The organism is Halioxenophilus sp. WMMB6 (genome assembly GCF_033283405.1).
GTDB lineage: Bacteria > Pseudomonadota > Gammaproteobacteria > Pseudomonadales > Cellvibrionaceae > Halioxenophilus.
In genome coordinates, this window is record NZ_JAWMQR010000007.1 from 152,944 (window position 1) to 167,772 (window position 14,829).

At 55.8% G+C, this 14,829-nt stretch carries 13 protein-coding genes; 7 read left to right on the top strand and 6 right to left on the bottom strand.

Features of this window, described 5'->3' with window-relative positions; translation table 11 throughout:
* The first annotated feature begins 29 nt into the window (after window positions 1-29).
* The 3 genes from SBL51_RS16595 to SBL51_RS16605 all read left to right on the top strand — a co-directional run bounded on the left by SBL51_RS16595 (window position 30) and on the right by SBL51_RS16605 (window position 2,981).
* Window positions 30-536: a TRAP transporter small permease subunit gene (locus SBL51_RS16595; RefSeq protein WP_317932212.1), complete on the top strand. Its 507-nt coding sequence runs from the start codon at window positions 30-32 to the stop codon at window positions 534-536.
* Window positions 536-1,858, top strand: a complete 1,323-nt coding sequence (locus tag SBL51_RS16600; protein ID WP_317932213.1) for a TRAP transporter large permease subunit — start codon at window positions 536-538, stop codon at window positions 1,856-1,858. Before SBL51_RS16595 ends, SBL51_RS16600 begins: the two co-directional genes overlap by 1 nt.
* An 82-nt stretch (window positions 1,859-1,940) precedes the next feature.
* A complete protein-coding gene (locus tag SBL51_RS16605; RefSeq protein ID WP_317932214.1) occupies window positions 1,941-2,981 on the top strand; it encodes a TRAP transporter substrate-binding protein in 1,041 nt (346 codons plus the stop codon).
* A 52-nt stretch (window positions 2,982-3,033) separates the two neighbouring features.
* Here the strand turns inward: SBL51_RS16605 and SBL51_RS16610 are convergent, their stop codons facing one another.
* Entirely contained in the window at window positions 3,034-3,795 is a 762-nt protein-coding gene (locus SBL51_RS16610) for a hypothetical protein (protein ID WP_317932215.1), read from the bottom strand.
* Window positions 3,796-4,276: 481 nt separating this feature from the next.
* Here SBL51_RS16610 and SBL51_RS16615 point away from each other — a divergent pair, with 481 nt between their 5' ends.
* Complete coding sequence (locus SBL51_RS16615) at window positions 4,277-4,834, top strand: hypothetical protein (RefSeq protein WP_317932216.1); 558 nt, start codon at window positions 4,277-4,279, stop codon at window positions 4,832-4,834.
* 97 nt (window positions 4,835-4,931) lie between these two features.
* Here the strand turns inward: SBL51_RS16615 and SBL51_RS16620 are convergent, their stop codons facing one another.
* The 3 genes from SBL51_RS16620 to SBL51_RS16630 form a co-directional block, all read right to left on the bottom strand.
* Window positions 4,932-5,459, bottom strand: a complete 528-nt coding sequence (locus SBL51_RS16620) for a hypothetical protein (RefSeq protein WP_317932217.1) — start codon at window positions 5,457-5,459, stop codon at window positions 4,932-4,934.
* A gap of 248 nt (window positions 5,460-5,707) precedes the next feature.
* A complete protein-coding gene (locus SBL51_RS16625) occupies window positions 5,708-7,018 on the bottom strand; it encodes an MFS transporter (protein WP_317932218.1) in 1,311 nt (436 codons plus the stop codon).
* Window positions 7,019-7,594: 576 nt separating this feature from the next.
* The gene (locus SBL51_RS16630) at window positions 7,595-8,395 is read right to left on the bottom strand and encodes a class III extradiol ring-cleavage dioxygenase (RefSeq protein WP_317932219.1); all 801 of its coding nucleotides are present in this window, start codon (window positions 8,393-8,395) and stop codon (window positions 7,595-7,597) included.
* A gap of 206 nt (window positions 8,396-8,601) precedes the next feature.
* Between SBL51_RS16630 and SBL51_RS16635 the strand changes: the two genes are divergently transcribed.
* Entirely contained in the window at window positions 8,602-9,453 is an 852-nt protein-coding gene (locus SBL51_RS16635) for an AraC family transcriptional regulator (RefSeq protein ID WP_317932220.1), read from the top strand.
* 104 nt (window positions 9,454-9,557) lie between these two features.
* On the opposite strand, the gene SBL51_RS16640 is transcribed toward SBL51_RS16635, so the two are convergent.
* Window positions 9,558-9,926, bottom strand: coding sequence for a DsrE family protein (locus tag SBL51_RS16640; RefSeq protein ID WP_317932221.1), 369 nt, complete (start codon window positions 9,924-9,926; stop codon window positions 9,558-9,560).
* Between the two features lie 150 nt (window positions 9,927-10,076).
* Here SBL51_RS16640 and SBL51_RS16645 point away from each other — a divergent pair, with 150 nt between their 5' ends.
* Together SBL51_RS16645 and SBL51_RS16650 are read left to right on the top strand one after the other, a co-directional pair.
* Window positions 10,077-10,766: a helix-turn-helix domain-containing protein gene (locus SBL51_RS16645; protein WP_317932222.1), complete on the top strand. Its 690-nt coding sequence runs from the start codon at window positions 10,077-10,079 to the stop codon at window positions 10,764-10,766.
* Window positions 10,767-10,916: 150 nt separating this feature from the next.
* Window positions 10,917-13,013, top strand: a complete 2,097-nt coding sequence (locus SBL51_RS16650; protein WP_317932223.1) for a PQQ-binding-like beta-propeller repeat protein — start codon at window positions 10,917-10,919, stop codon at window positions 13,011-13,013.
* Between the two features lie 15 nt (window positions 13,014-13,028).
* On the opposite strand, the gene SBL51_RS16655 is transcribed toward SBL51_RS16650, so the two are convergent.
* Window positions 13,029-14,753 (bottom strand): diguanylate cyclase, encoded by a 1,725-nt coding sequence (locus tag SBL51_RS16655; RefSeq protein ID WP_317932224.1) that lies wholly within the window; start codon window positions 14,751-14,753, stop codon window positions 13,029-13,031.
* Window positions 14,754-14,829: the final 76 nt, after the last annotated feature.

A 14,829-nucleotide genomic window follows, 5' to 3' on the forward strand; every position in this document is an offset into this window, starting at 1 on the left:
CGTCAGGATTTGGGACTAGGGATAAGTAGATGCCGCGCTTTATTGTGGGTTATGTGCGGGTGGTGGATGCCATCAACCGCCGTATAGGCCGCCTGATGATGTATGGCCTGTTTGTCATGATGGCCATTCTGCTCTGGTCTTCCATCTCCAAAACCTTCTTTATGCCCTCCCTGTGGACGCTGGAGTCAGCCCAGTTTGCCATGGTGGCCTACTACATTTTGGGCGGCGCCTACGCCATTCAGCTGGGTGCCAATGTGCGCATGGACCTCTTTTATCACAGCTGGTCTCTGCGCCGTAAAGCCTGGTTCGATGCCTTTACCATCCTCTTTATGATCTTCTTTCTGGGGGTGCTGCTCTATGGCGGCGTGGAGAGCACCCTCTATTCGCTGGAGTACAACCAGCGCAGCCGCACCGCCTGGCGGCCCTATCTGTGGCCCATCAAAGCGGTGATGTGTATCGGCTTTGTGTTGATGCTGCTGCAGGCCTTGTCGGAGCTGTTTAAAGATGTTGCCCAACTGCGTGGGGAGGAGTGCTGATGTCCCACGAAATGATCGCGCTGATGATGTTTTCGTTGATGATGCTGTTGATGGTCACCGGCCAGCGGGTGTTTGCCGCCATTGGCGCCGTGGCCGCCTTCTCCGCCCTGGCATTGTGGGGCACCGGCGGCTCGGATATCCCCTTCTCGGCGGCGATGAAGCTGATGAGCTGGTACCCGCTACTGACGCTGCCCATGTTTATCTTTATGGGCTATGTACTGTCGGAGTCGCGCATTGCCGATGACCTCTACCAGATGTTCCATGTCTGGATGGGGCCGGTGCCGGGCGGCCTGGCCATCGGTACTATCGCCTTGATGGTACTGGTCTCGGCCATGAATGGCCTGTCGGTGGCGGGCATGGCCATTGGCGCCACCATTGCCCTGCCGGAGCTGTTGCGCCGGGGTTACGACAAGAAAATGGTGACCGGTGTGGTGCAGGCCGGCTCCTCACTGGGAATTCTGGTACCGCCCTCGGTGGTGCTCGTGCTCTACGCCATGATTGCCCGCCAGCCGGTGGGCCAGCTGTGGCTGGCGGGGGTGATGCCCGGGCTGGTGATGGCGGCCCTGTTTATCGTCTACATCGCCATTCGCTGCCGGCTGCAGCCGAGCCTGGGGCCGGTGCTGCCCAAGGCCGAGCGCCAGGTGAGCCTGGCGGAGAAACTGCGCCTGCTGCGTGCCGGCCTGCTGCCCATCGTTATTTTTGCGGTGATGATGGTGCCTTTTGTCAACGGCTGGACCAGCCTGGTGGAGAGCTCCGCCCTGGGTGCCATCGCCGCGCTGATTGCCGCTTTTCTTAAACGCCGCCTCACCCTGCCGGTGTTCGAAAACTCGGTGCGCCAGACCCTGGGCATCTCCTGCATGTTTATGTGGATCATTCTGGCGGCGCTGGGTTTTGGAGCGGTGTTTGATGGCTTGGGGGCGGTGAAGGCGATCGATCACCTCTTTACCGATCAACTCGGACTCAACCCGTGGATGATCCTGATTCTGATGCAGCTCTCGTTTCTGATTATGGGCACCTTCCTGGACGACACCGCCATGCTGGTGATCGTCGCTCCGCTCTACGTGCCGTTGGTGCAGCACCTGGGTTTCGACCTGATCTGGTATGGCGTGCTCTACACCATCACCACCCAGGTGGCCTACATGACGCCACCGTTTGGCTACAACCTGTTTTTAATGAGGGCCATGGCGCCGCCGGAGATCAGCCTGCGCGACATCTATGGCTCTATCTGGCCGTTTGTATCGGTGATGATCCTGGCTCTGGTGTTGGTGATGCTCTTCCCGCAAATGGCGCTCTGGTTACCGGAGAGTGTCTACGGCAAATAAGTGTCTACGGCAAATAATCGACTGTGAGTGAAATAGATTCCGCAAGTACCGCGCAATTCATACAAACACAAGGAGAACAACCATGAAGTCACGACGTAGCTTTTTAACCGGTGCCGCCGCCCTGGCCGGTACCGCCGCCCTAACACCGCCCAAACTGTTTGCCGCCAAGCCGAAGATCACCTGGCGGATGCAGACCTACGCCGGTCCGGCCCTGGCCGAGCATGTGATTAAACCGGCGATTGAGAGCTTCAATAAAATTGCCGGCGAAGAGATGCAGATCGAACTCTATTTTGCCGACCAGCTGGTCCCCACCGGTGAGCTGTTCCGCGCTCTGCAGAAGGGAACCCTGGATGCGGTGCAGTCGGACGACGACTCCATGGCCTCACCTACCGAAGTGACCGTGTTTGGTGGCTACTTCCCGTTTGCCAGCCGCTATTCGCTGGATGTGCCGGTGCTGTTCAACCAGTACGGACTGAAAGAGATCTGGGAGGAGGAGTACGCCAAGGTGGGTGTTAAACACATCTCGGCCGGCTCCTGGGATCCGTGCCACTTCGCTACCAAAAAGCCGGTCAACAGCCTCAAGGATCTGAAAGGGCTGCGCGTGTTCACCTTCCCCACCGCTGGCCGCTTTATGGCCCAGTTTGGCGTGGTGCCCGTCTCCCTGCCCTGGGAGGATGTGGAGGTGGCGGTACAGACCGGTGAGCTGGATGGCATTGCCTGGTCGGGTATTACCGAGGATTACACCGTCGGCTGGGCCAATGTCACCGACTACTTTCTTACCAACAACATCTCCGGTGCCTGGATTGGCTCCTTCTTTGCCAACATGGAGCGCTGGAACGAACTGCCCGACAAAATGAAAGAGCTGCTTAAACTCACCTTCGACAGCTCTCACTACTATCGCCAGTGGTGGTACTGGGGTGGCGAGGCCAAGCTGCGTGTCGATGGTACCAAGATGAAGTTGACCAGCATCCCCGATGCCGAGTGGGATCAGGTGGAGTCGGCGGCACACACCTTCTGGGATGAGATTGCCAAGGAGTCGGAGATTAAGGCCAAGGTGGTGAAAATCTTCAAGCAGTACAACGAGGATATGGCCAAGGCCGGGCGGCCCTATCGCTACAGCTAAACCAAAAATGGCGCCTTAGGGCGCCATTTTTTATGGGGGAGTAGTTATCGGCTTACCAGTCGGAGCTGCCCCAGCCGGAATTGCTGTTGATCACCTTATTGATGTTGCGGCGCTGCTCCTCAATGGAGGGGGTCTCTTTCTCTTCCGGTTTCTTCTCCGGTGCGGCGGCGGGAGCGGGTTTGGACTCGGGTGCTTTTTTGGCCGGGGTTTCATTTACCGCCAGAGCCGCCTCCCGGGCGGCACGTGCTTCGGCCTCGGCACGGCGCTTGTCGGCGTCGGCTCTGGCCGCCAACGCCCTTTTAGTTGCATCCGCTTGGGCCATCTCGGCACGCATCTGAGCGATATGCCCTTTTTGGTAGGTGACGGCCTCGGCCGCTTTTGACTCTTCCGCTCGCAGATTATCAATCTGTTGGGCAAGGTCCTGCTGGGCACGGGCGGCTCGGTCCAGTTCAAGTTGCGCCCGGCTGACGGTCAACTCAGCCAGTGTAAACTCGCGTGACAGTTTGCTCGCCTCGCGCTCGTTGTCAGGATTTGGCTTCTCATAATTGAGGGCGATGGCTGCCTGCATCTTGCTGCCGGTGGCTTCCATTTCGGTTTGCTTCTCGGCCAACAGTTGTTCGGCCTTGGTTACTTGGCCAGTGAGCTCAGGCATCTGCTGCTCCAGCTCGGCAATTTGCGGAGCTTTATTGCTCAGTTCCTGTTCCAACTGTTGAAGCTTGGCTTGAGCCTGATCCAAGGATTCCGCCACCGCGTGAGTTGCTAATGCGGAAGTGAAACTCAAGGCCAAAACCCATTTGAATACTGCTTTTGTCATAGGAACTGCACCGTCTATAACCAATATGAATGATAACCAGGGTAATAATGCGTGAAGTCGCACGTGTGGTAAAGAATATTAATTCTAGTGCCAATGGCGCGTTTTTTCTGGTTTATCGTAGACAAGATTAGAAATAAAGCGATATTCGGCGCGAAATGGCAGAGGAATTGTTAAATTGCTATTTGTATAGAGTATTTGTGTGAAATTTTTATTCTTTTTTGTTTGCTGTATTAAAAAAAATATAACTGCCTGAAGAAAAAAATATTTTTTCTGAGCGTATTCGTACGTGATTTTAATACCGCAAAAAAAAATTAATGGGAGAAAATTATGTCGCTGGTTATATCTCTCATTGTTATTGCACAGAAGTTGTATTTCTGTTGAGTTTACCAGGCGTTTGGTTTAATTCAGGTTCAGCAATATTTTTTTAACGATCAAATTATTTGGCATTTCGGAATGGCTATTTCCAGAGCCAGGTAGTTGTGTGCCGCCTTCGTTGCTTTATTGCGTAATGCCAACAGGCTACGTCAGCTATTCAACAGAAAATCTATTCCTGTTGAATTTCTTGTTACTGCGGTTTAATTCAAACGGAGAGGAATATTTTTTAACGGCTGAATTATTGGGTATGCCGGTTACCAATTTCCTGAGACGAACAGTTGCTCTGCTGAGCGAGTTATCTTTTGCGGGATACTGGCTTACTGAACCTGAACATAACGGCTGGATGACCTCCGAGCCAAAATCCCTTTTACCTGTTTATAAGATTCTGGAGCATGCCATGCAGCGTTATCGTTTTATAATGATACTGGTCGGTTTTATTTTGACTTCCTGTCAAAGTAACACGCAATCTTTGGTAGTTGATGCGGAGGTCACCGTCACTCCTGACGCGACTGTCTGTAACGAGCCGCGGCCAGAAATCTGTACGCGGGAGTATCGCCCGGTTTGTGCTCATTTGGCTGATGGCAGCACGAGCCAATATCCGTCTGGCTGTACCGCCTGTGCCGACCCAATGGTCGATGCCTGGCTGCCGGGTGAGTGCCAATAAGTTTACCCGGTGAAGTCGGTATCTGGCTGAATTACATTCGAGAAATGGCTGTATGACACGGCAGCGGATGGCTGGCTGCCGATCAACAACTATCCCGCTATTGTTCGCTGCTTGCCTCGCGTCGCTGCAGTATCGCTTGCCAAAGTTGACCGTAGGCCTCCTGACCCTGCAAATTATCTTTGCAGATGGTTATGGAGTTTTGCATTTTGACCACAAAGTTCTGTTCGGGATGAGCTAAAGAGGATTGCATATCCTGTTGAATTGCGACATTGATACGTCGACGCAACTTGGCGCCGGCTTCGCGGGCCGGGGGAAATGCCAGCTTAAAATCATCGTAAGAGAGATTAAACGGATAGTCCCGGCTGAACAGCGTCATATCCACTGCCAGGGCGGCGCCATTGCGCAGCTCTTTGGCTTTCTGTGAATTTTCAGGGTGCTGCTCCGCCAGGGTGTCGGCCATGATGTCGTACAGGACGGCACAGGTTGCCCAGGCTTCGGCCTGCTGCGCTTTGTTTTCGATTTGGGCAATGGGCTTGTTGATCAGCAGATAACTGTCGATCTGCGCGTGACAGAGGGCGGGCAGGCAGAGTAAAAAAAACGGGATCAATAATTGTCGGGTGGTCATTACGTAAAGCCTTGCAAGCAGGAGGGAGCTGGGCGGTTACTATAGCCAGAGCCTTGGCGACTGGCCAGAGAGTGTCAACATTGAGCGGCCTGCCGTGAGTTGGTTCCCTTGCCAAATCGCTCATTGGGTGATGCTAGGTGCGTAATAAACTGCCAGGGCCGAAAAAAGGGTCAACGCGGGTAGGATGGGATTTACATCGCAGTGGCCAATAACTCGTTTCCCAGCGGGGTATGCTCCGGCGCTAACCGCTAATCCCGTTTGGCAGTGGCTAAACGGGCTGGCAGTAGTAGCAACACCAGCGTCAAAGGCACTACAAAGAGAAAAATTCCCCACTCAAATACCTGGTTGCCGGCTTCGCTGGTGATGGTGCTGAAGCCGGCGAGCACGATGGCCGCCAGGGCGTTACCAGAGAGCCCACCCAGGGAGCGGTAGCTGCTGAACAAGCCCATCGCCAGTGCGCGGGATTCAGCCGGTGAGGCCTGCAGGGAAGTTTTTTGGGCAATCAACTGGCTGGCGGCCATGCCGATACCAAACAGTGCCAGAGCCAAGGCCAGGGTAAAACCGTTAAGGCAAAACAGAAACAGCAACAGTGGGGTGATCACAGCAGCCAGAGCCGCCCAGCGCAGATAGCGGTCGCCGTGTTTATCGAGCAGTCGGCCCAAGGGTGGGCTGGCGAGCACCTGGGCACCGGCGACCAGGGAAAAATAGAGCCCCATCATGCCGCTTTCAATACCGAGGGCGGCGGCACTCCAGGCGGGTAGGGTAAAGACCACTGCAAAGTGCAAAGCAATGGCGGTTAACATTAACAGGCAGCCCAGATTAAAAGGGAAGTTGGCAACGGTTCTGAATTGTTGCCGGGAGCTATGAGAGCGGCCAATGGCCAATGCCACAGCAGCGGTGGCGATGACAAATAACATTAGATCTAGCCAATAGGGTTCGCCCTGCACAATGGCCTGTAACGCCATGGCCAGGGGTAGCACCGGCACGCCAATAAAACTGAGCGCGGTGAAGTTGGCTGGTTGTTGCTGGCCTTTAGGAATATAAAAAAATGCCAATATAAGGGCACAAATTCCCAGTGGTACATTTAATAAAAAGAGCATCGGCCAATCAAAAAACTGCAGAATCATACCACCCAGGGTAAAGCCCAGAACGGTGGTTGCGACAAGGGCGGAATTGAGTAGGGCAACGTAGCTGGTGACTTTTTCCTTGGGGGCAACCTCGGCCACCAGTGCCATGCCGTTGGCCATAATGACCCCCGAAAAAGTTGCCTGGCCCACCCGCCAAAAAAGCAGTGCCGCGTAGCTATCAGACAGGCCGGCCAGTGCGCTGGAGAGGGTAAAACCGACCACACCCAATATAAAAACAGTCTTGCGCCCGAGGAAGTCGCCAATACCCCCGGCCAGCGGTTGGCCGACGGCGGTGGCTGCCATAAAGTACATTACCATGGCCGACAGGTGTGCGTAGGGAACGGCAAAGTGCTCCGATAAAATTGGGTAGGAGGTGACCGCCAGCGAGCCGTTGAGCGGGTTCAACACATAGCCGATCATAATGGCCATCATTGCGAGTAGGCGAGTGGTTTTTTTATTTGTCCCGTCTGTGGCTGGTTGCCAATTATTATTTGTATTCATAGATAATGTTTCGCATACACGAATATAAAATTTTTCAAAGAGGGGCATGGTAACCTAGCTGTGGCGTTAATCAAAAGTGCTGCTGCAACCGGTGGCTGGAATTGGATGGGTGCAAGGCGCTGTGGTTAGCGCGGTGGCAATATAAGATCAGCGCGTTGTTCGGTTTGCCTATGGCTGGGTATAAGGTGAGGGGAGCCTTGCGCGGAGTAAATGGTTAATCGATATGCACAGTAAACATTGGTAAATTCGCCGGTCAGTTCTCGGCCAGACGGCAGGGAAATAAAAAGTGTGGCAGGAGAGCGTTAAAGGAGAGCATGAAAGAGAGCGCGTATAGAAGATATAAATTAAAAGTGAAGGAAAAAGCGGCAATCAATTTCTGGGGCTGAACAGTGATTGGCTGAAGGTAGTTGGGCAAATGAGGTTGGGCAAACAAGGTAGGGTAAAAGTGATGGTGGCCAGTGATGCCTGTGCGGCCGAGGCGCTGTTTGACCACAGCGCCTGGAAATTTTAACGCCAGAGAAAAAAGCTGGATTTTTTACCGAGAATGGTCGGGTGGAATTGTTGGTCTGCGGCGCGACTGTTTAACCCGTAACAGACATGCAGCGGCAGCAGGTGCTCCTCGCGCGGGTGGCAGTAGCGGGCGTAGGGCGCCTTGTGCCACTCGAGCAGTCGTTGGTAGCGCTGCTCCTCGCTCAGTTGTGGAGCGCTGCAGGTCTCGATTAACCAAGCTTCAAATTGCAGGTTTTTGTTGGTCGAGCTGGCATCGGCGGCGGAGAAAAAAGCCGGCAGATTATGAAATGAGAAACCAGAGCCGATCACCAGCAAGCCCTCGTGTTGCAGCGAGCGCAACGCCCGACCAATCTGCAGGTGTTGTTCGGCACTCATTGAGTTGACCAACGACAGCTGCACGCAGGGGATATCGGCTTGTGGGTAGAGTATTGTCAGGGGCACAAACATACCGTGATCAAAGCCGCGCTGGTCATCCATCTGGGCGGCGATGCCGGACTTCCGCAGGGCCTGTAGAATCTTGCCGGCGAGCTGCGGCTCCCCGGGGCTTGGGTATTGAATATGGTAGGACTCCTCGGGAAAACCATAGTAGTCGTAGATCAGGCCGGGCTTTGGCGAGGCGGTAATTGTCGGTAGAGTGGCCTCCCAGTGGGCGCTGATCAGCAGGATCGCCTTGGGTTTGCTGAGCTCACCCGCGATCTGTTTGAGGGTGGTCACCATTTCGCGATGGCCGGGGTCGCCGAGCAGGGGTAATGGGCCGCCGCCGTGCGATAGGAATAGGGTTGTGGGCTGGGTAGACATAGTTTAGTAACCGAGCAGAATGGAAGGTTTCCAACTTTACCTAGGGTGGGGGCGGTAAGCCATCGCAAAAATTAGAATGCGATGTTCAAACTATTTGGCGAATAGGGTTAAACACCAGAATTTTTCGCATTGCGCAATTTCGATCAGGCATAGGTTGAGCGGGGCTGGCATTCTGCCCTGGCCAGTGTGGAACGAGCGAGCAGAGTATGAGTTACCAGGAGAAGATTTCTAGGGTGTGCGATTTTATTCAGCAAAACCTGGATGAGTCGTTGCCGCTCGACCGCCTGAGCCTGGTGGCCGGGTTTTCCAAGTACCATTTCGCCCGGCTGTTTGCGGCCAACACCGGCATCACAGTGAACCGCTTTATACAATTGTGCCGACTGCGGCGGGCCTCTTTTCAACTGGCGTTTGAGCCGGAGCAGAAAATTATTGAGGTAGCGCTGGTGGCGGGGTTTGATAGTCCAGAGGCGTTTGCCCGGGCTTTTCGCCGGGTGTTTGATCAGTCGCCTTCGGAATTCCGCGCAGCGCCTAACTGGCCCCATTGGCACGCCCAATTTGAATTCTCTTTGCCGAGATCTGAAGGACAAACCATGACTGTAACCATTGTTGATTTTCCAGAAACCAAAATTGCCTATTTAACCCACCGGGGGGCGCCGGAATCTGTGCTTAACACCGTCAGCCAATTTATCGATTGGCGCAAAACCACCGGTTTATCTCCGGTCAAAACCAGTGCCACCTACGGTATTCCCAATGGCGACCCGAACACCATGCCGGCGGAGGATTTCCGTTGGGATGTGTGCGGTACTATTGAGGCGGATGTGCCGGACAACGCGTTTGGTGTTACCACCGGTTTTATACCCGGCGGCCGCTGTGTTCGCGTACGCCATTTGGGCAGCCTGGATAATCTGGATCAGACTGTCTACCCCATCTACCGGGAGTGGCTGCCAGCTCAGGGTGAGGAGCCCGGTGATTTTCCCTGCTTTTTTCACTACCTCAATTTTGTACATGAGGTGGCAGAAGCTGAATTGATGACAGATGTCTATATTCCACTAAAGTAGCCAACTCACTTTTTTATTGGGTGCGAATAAATTATTTGCGCTCCCGCCAAATAAAAACCGGCCGAAAATATGGCCGGTTTTTTCTTTCGCAAAGTGTGCCACTTTTAAAAAGTCAGTGTTGCCGCGCCTTGTTTAATGCGTTCAAAAATAACGCTGGCACCGTGAATTTCCACCCCTTCGATTAAACTCTCCTGATCATAACCCCGGGCGTGGGTACAGGGTGGGCAGGCCCACACCTTACCGCCGCGGGCAATAAAGCTGGTGAGTAGCTCCTGCAGTTTTTCCATGGGGTGCACGTGGGTGTGTGGAATACCATTTTTGCGCACCAGATCAATGGCGTTGCTGGTCAGGAACAGGCCAACATTCATCTCTGCGGTTTGGGCGCCGTTGGCCAGGGTCAGGCCTACGGAAGAGACTTCGTCGTTGATGCCTTTGGTCATTACGATAATCAGATCGGTGGTTGCGTTAGTCATTGTCTTTCTCCTGGTAGTTATGGTTATTCAGTCTCTGTGACCGATGGGGAAAGCTTAGTGACAGCACGGTTGGCGATATAGGCCATAATCTGTACCATTCGAGTACAGATTTTGTACCTGATATTTTGTAACAGATAACAGTGATTAATCATGTTCGATTACGAAGAAGTCTGCCCGGTCTCAAAAGCGGCGAGTCTGTTGTGTGAACGCTGGACGTTGCAGGTGTTGCGCGAAATGTTTATGGGCGCAACCCGCTTCTCTGAATTTCGGCAATACCTGCCCAAGATGTCGCCCACTTTGTTGAACAGCCGTTTAAAACTGCTGGAGGAACAGGGGCTGATCATCAAAAAGCGAATACCCGAAAAGAAAAACCACGAGTATCAGCTCACCCCTATGGGTAGGGCCGTTAGACCGATTATTGCCGAGATGGGCAAGTGGGGCATACGCTACGCCTGGGAGAGTATGAACAAGCAGGCGATGAACGCCGCAGTGTTGGTGCGCGACTTTGCCGTGGCCCTACGCTTTGAGCAACTGCCCGAGGGTAACTTCTGCCTGCAATTTAATGTGCAGGAGGCGGAGGGTCTCTATCAATGCTTTGTCACCATTGCCGAGGGGCGGGCAGAGCGCTGTGAGGAAAATATCGGCCACGATGTTGACCTCTACCTCACCGCTGATTTAGAGACCCTGGCCAGGGTCTGGTACGGCGAATTAGCACCGGCCAATGCGGTTGAGAGTGGGCTGTTAAAGGTGGTGGGCCACAGCTACCTGGCCAAAACACTCTCCCAGTGGTTGGGCGTTAGTCAGTTTGCCGACTGTAATCCTCGCCGGGCGAGTGGCTAAACCGAGGCTATGCCGTTGCAGGCAAAAATGAGTGCGCTGTTGATCATTGGCAATTGCCGTAAGCGAGTTTTGAATTTAAGCTCGGTTCAGCGGAAGCAATCAGAATATTGATTCAGCCACCGACCGCTAAAAAAATAATAAGGATAAACAATGCGATTACTGAAACTCCTCACCCTGGCGTTACCGGCGGCGTTGGCGGCCTGTAACCACACCAGCCCACCCCCCACCAGCGACCACGACTGGCCCAATTTTGGCGGTGATGGCCGCGAGCAGCACTACACCGATCTCGATCAGGTCACTATGGCCACTATCGACCAGTTGAGCCTCGCCTGGTACTACGATCTGGAGCCGGGTTTCTCGGTGTCGGCGCCGGTAAAGGGTGGCGACAAACTGTTTACCACCACCGGTCATAACCATATCCGTGCCTTCAATGCCGCCACCGGCGAACTGCTCTGGGAGTATGATCCCGGCGTGCGCGACCTGGCCCAGAGCCCACTGCACATGAGTTGGGGTAACAAGGGGATCGCCTGGTGGAACGAGCGGGTGTTTATGGCCACCACCGATGGCCGGGTAATTGCCCTGGATGACACTACCGGCGAACCTGTTTGGCAGCAGCGGCAGTTTGAGCTCACCGAGCTGCGCAACAGCAATGGCGCCCCCCGGGTTTTTGACGGCAAGGTGATTGTCGGTCACGGCGGTGCCGATATCAGCCCTATCCGCGGTTATGTCACCGCCTACGATGCTATGACTGGCGAACAGTTGTGGCGCTTCTACACCGTGCCGGGTGACCCATCACAGCCGCCGGCCAATAAAGCCGAGGCGGTAATGCAGCCCACCTGGCAGGGCGACTGGTATGGCAAGGGCGGGGGCGGCACCGCGTGGAACAGTTTCAGTTACGATGCCGAGCTCAACCTCATCTACCTGGGGGTAGGCAACGGCTTCCCCTACAACCACCTGTTGCGCAGCCCCGGTGGTGGCGACAACCTCTTCCTGGCCTCCATTGTTGCGGTCAACGCCGATACCGGCGAGTACGTCTGGCACTACCAGGTGTGCCCGGCGGAGCAGTGGGACTGCACGGCCACCATGGACATGACCATCGCCAATGTGGAGTTAGCGGGTAAGCCGCGTAAGGTGATTATGCAGGCCCCTAAAAACGGCTTCTTCTATGTGCTGGATGCCGCCACCGGGGAATTTATCTCGGCCGAGAAGTTTGCCAAGGTGACCTGGGCCGAGAAGATCGATCCCGCCACCGGCCGGCCGGTGGAGAACCCCGGCATCCGCTACCAAAACAGCGGGGCAATGTTTGAGCTTTGGCCCGGGGTGCAGGGGGCGCACAGTTGGCTGCCCCAGGCCTACAGCCAGGAGACCGGCCTGGTCTATCTGCCGGTGATGGAGGTGGGCACCTTAATTGGCCCACTGCCACCGGGCATGGGCGGCTTCAGTGCCAACATGGGCGCCCTGGTGCTGCCCGATGCCGATCTGCCCGGTAGCCGCAAAAGCTTTCTAAAAGCCTGGGATCCAGTTGCACAAAAGGCGGTGTGGAGCTTGGAGCTGCCCGGCGACTGGCCGGGTGGGGTTTTGGCCACCGCTGGCGGCCTGGTGTTTCAGGGGCGGATGGATGGCTACCTGAAGGCCTATAACGCCAGCACCGGTGACGAGGTGTGGTCCTACAAAACGGTGGCGCCTATCGTTGCCCCGCCCATCGCCTACAGCGTGGCCGGCCAGGAGTATATCTCGGTGTTAACCGGTAGCGGCTCCCAGGGGGGCGGCATTCTGGCCACCGGCAATGCCGCTTACCGTACCGACTATGCCCTGCCGCGGCGGGTGCTCACCTTTGCCCTGGATGGCACTGCCCAGGTGCCAAGTTTTGCCATGCCCGAGCGGGTGGCGGCGATTGATCCCGACTTTGTGCCCAACAAGGAGCAGGTGATGGCCGGTGCCATGGCCTTCGCCACCAACGCCTGTATCGTCTGTCACGGTATGAATGCCATCGGCGGCGGTGCCGCCCCGGACCTGCGCTTCTCGGCCATGATTCTGGATGAGAGTGCTTTTAAAGCGGTGGTGCACGATGGGGTGCTCAAGGCGCGGGGTATGCCGCCGGCGCCGCAGCTCAACGACCAGCAAGTTGAGGCAATTCGCCACTATTTGCGCATGCGGGCGCTACAGGCGCCGGCGGAATTAGAGGCGCTCAAGGCCGGTGGCGCGCTGCCGGTGAGTGATGCCCAGCCGGTTAGTACTGGAACCTAAGCCGGCGCCGGTGGGCTAGTCGCTAATCACCAGGTTGCGGCCAGCGCGCTTAGCGCTGTAGAGGTTGTCGTCGGCACGGCGCATCAGAATCTCCAGGGTGCCATCGGCCGGGCTCTTCTCGGCAATGCCGACACTCACGCTGACTTGAATCTCACGCTCATCAAGGGCGATGCGGGTGGCGTGAATGGCCTGGCGGCAGCGCTCGGCAATGGCCAGCGCCTGCTCCTTATTGGTGTTGGGCAGCAGCAGGATAAACTCATCGCCGCCCCAGCGGACAATCACATCACTGGGTCGGCAGTGGCTTTTAATAATCTGCGATACCCGCTTGATCACCCGGTCACCCACCACGTGACCATGCTCGTCATTGATCCCCTTGAAACGGTCGATATCCAGTGCGGTGACACTCATGGGGGCGGCTTCGGCTTGCGCCCGTTGCCACAGCTGCGGGGCAATTTCATCAAAGGCGCGGCGGTTGAACAGTGAACTCAACGGGTCGATTTGCGCTTGGTACTTGGCCAGGTTGCGCTCGGTCTCTATCTGGTTGAGACGGTCGGCCAGCGCCAGGGAGAGCAACAGCGCCTCTCCCAACAGGCCCAACTCCACCGCCAGATAGGCGTAGTGGTAGAAGGGGATCAGCCCCCAGACGGTGACGCAGGTGATGCCGGCTCCGCTGACGCCAAGCAGGGTGGCGGCAAAAAAGTAGTTGGCCGAGGGCAGCTGTTTTTTCAGGGCGTAGAGGCCGAGCAGTGCCACCGCCAGGCTGAATTGCAGCACACTGGCAAAGGCCAGGGTGATCAGCGCGGCGTGGCTGGCGGCCAGCAGTGCCACCAGGGTGGCCACTACAATCAGTGCCTGGTAACCCAGAATCAGACGCTGCAACGCTGGTGCGTTCTTCTTAAGCTCTAGGAAACTGCAAGCGAAGCATAGCCCTGACAGCGAGAAGAGAATCATGAAGGTCGGGTTGCTCCACTGTTGCCAGATGGGGTTCTCCGGCCAGAGGCTGGCGAAGCCGTGGCCGGTGTAGGCGTAGTTCATGGCGATAAACGACGCTAGATAGAGGGCATAGATCAGCCCGGAGCGGTTGCGCAGTTTTAACCCCAGGAAGAGGTTGTAGATCAGCAGTGCCAGCACCGCGCCATAGAGCAGGCCGTAGTGGTAGCTCTCGGCTACCGCCCGGTCGGTGGCGATGGCGGGACTCTCAAAGTAGATGGGTGCCACCGCCGGGTCGAGGGAGTTGATGCGCAGCAGCAGATAGCTGCGTCCGGGGGGTAACTCCAGGTTTGCGGCAAAATAGCGGCTCTTAACCGGCCGCTTGGCAAAGGGGCGGGCGTCACCCATCGGGTAGCTGGCCAGGGTGGTGGACTGGTTGAGCAGATAGAGGTCGACCTGTTCCAGCCACGAGGACTCAACCCGTACCTGGCGGACTATGGCCTCAGTGCTGGCATTGTCGACGCGGGTGACCAGCCAGATATCCTGCCGGTTGGAGAGACCAAAGCTGGGTACATCTGTTTGTGATACCGGTAGTTCGCCGGCCAGATAGCGATTTAATAGGGTTTGCGGGGTAAGTGATTGGTCACTCTTCAGAATGGAAAAGTGGCGCCCAACCGGGTTGGGGTAGCTTTGCTCAGCCAGCAGGCCATCGGCGAGTGGGTGTGCAGAGACCGGGCGGATAAAAATTGCGCAAAGCAGAACCGGCAGCAACCAGGCCACGGCTGGCAGCTGAAGAAAAGGACGTACCATGAATAGAAACAGAAGGAGAATCTGGCGTAAATTTGATCATGGCAGTATAGAGGTAATCGGCGCCAGGTGCTACCAA

Bases quoted from the DNA above. Each gene is read 5' to 3' on its own strand.
- SBL51_RS16595 (WP_317932212.1), top strand. From the start codon at position 30: ATGCCGCGCTTTATTGTGGGTTATGTGCGGGTGGTGGATGCCATCAAC.
- SBL51_RS16600 (WP_317932213.1), top strand. From the start codon at position 536: ATGTCCCACGAAATGATCGCGCTGATGATGTTTTCGTTGATGATGCTG.
- SBL51_RS16605 (WP_317932214.1), top strand. From the start codon at position 1,941: ATGAAGTCACGACGTAGCTTTTTAACCGGTGCCGCCGCCCTGGCCGGT.
- SBL51_RS16610 (WP_317932215.1), bottom strand. From the start codon at position 3,795: ATGACAAAAGCAGTATTCAAATGGGTTTTGGCCTTGAGTTTCACTTCC.
- SBL51_RS16620 (WP_317932217.1), bottom strand. From the start codon at position 5,459: ATGACCACCCGACAATTATTGATCCCGTTTTTTTTACTCTGCCTGCCC.
- SBL51_RS16625 (WP_317932218.1), bottom strand. From the start codon at position 7,018: ATGATGGCCATTATGATCGGCTATGTGTTGAACCCGCTCAACGGCTCG.
- SBL51_RS16630 (WP_317932219.1), bottom strand. From the start codon at position 8,395: ATGTCTACCCAGCCCACAACCCTATTCCTATCGCACGGCGGCGGCCCA.
- SBL51_RS16635 (WP_317932220.1), top strand. From the start codon at position 8,602: ATGAGTTACCAGGAGAAGATTTCTAGGGTGTGCGATTTTATTCAGCAA.
- SBL51_RS16640 (WP_317932221.1), bottom strand. From the start codon at position 9,926: ATGACTAACGCAACCACCGATCTGATTATCGTAATGACCAAAGGCATC.
- SBL51_RS16645 (WP_317932222.1), top strand. From the start codon at position 10,077: ATGTTCGATTACGAAGAAGTCTGCCCGGTCTCAAAAGCGGCGAGTCTG.
- SBL51_RS16650 (WP_317932223.1), top strand. From the start codon at position 10,917: ATGCGATTACTGAAACTCCTCACCCTGGCGTTACCGGCGGCGTTGGCG.
- SBL51_RS16655 (WP_317932224.1), bottom strand. From the start codon at position 14,753: ATGGTACGTCCTTTTCTTCAGCTGCCAGCCGTGGCCTGGTTGCTGCCG.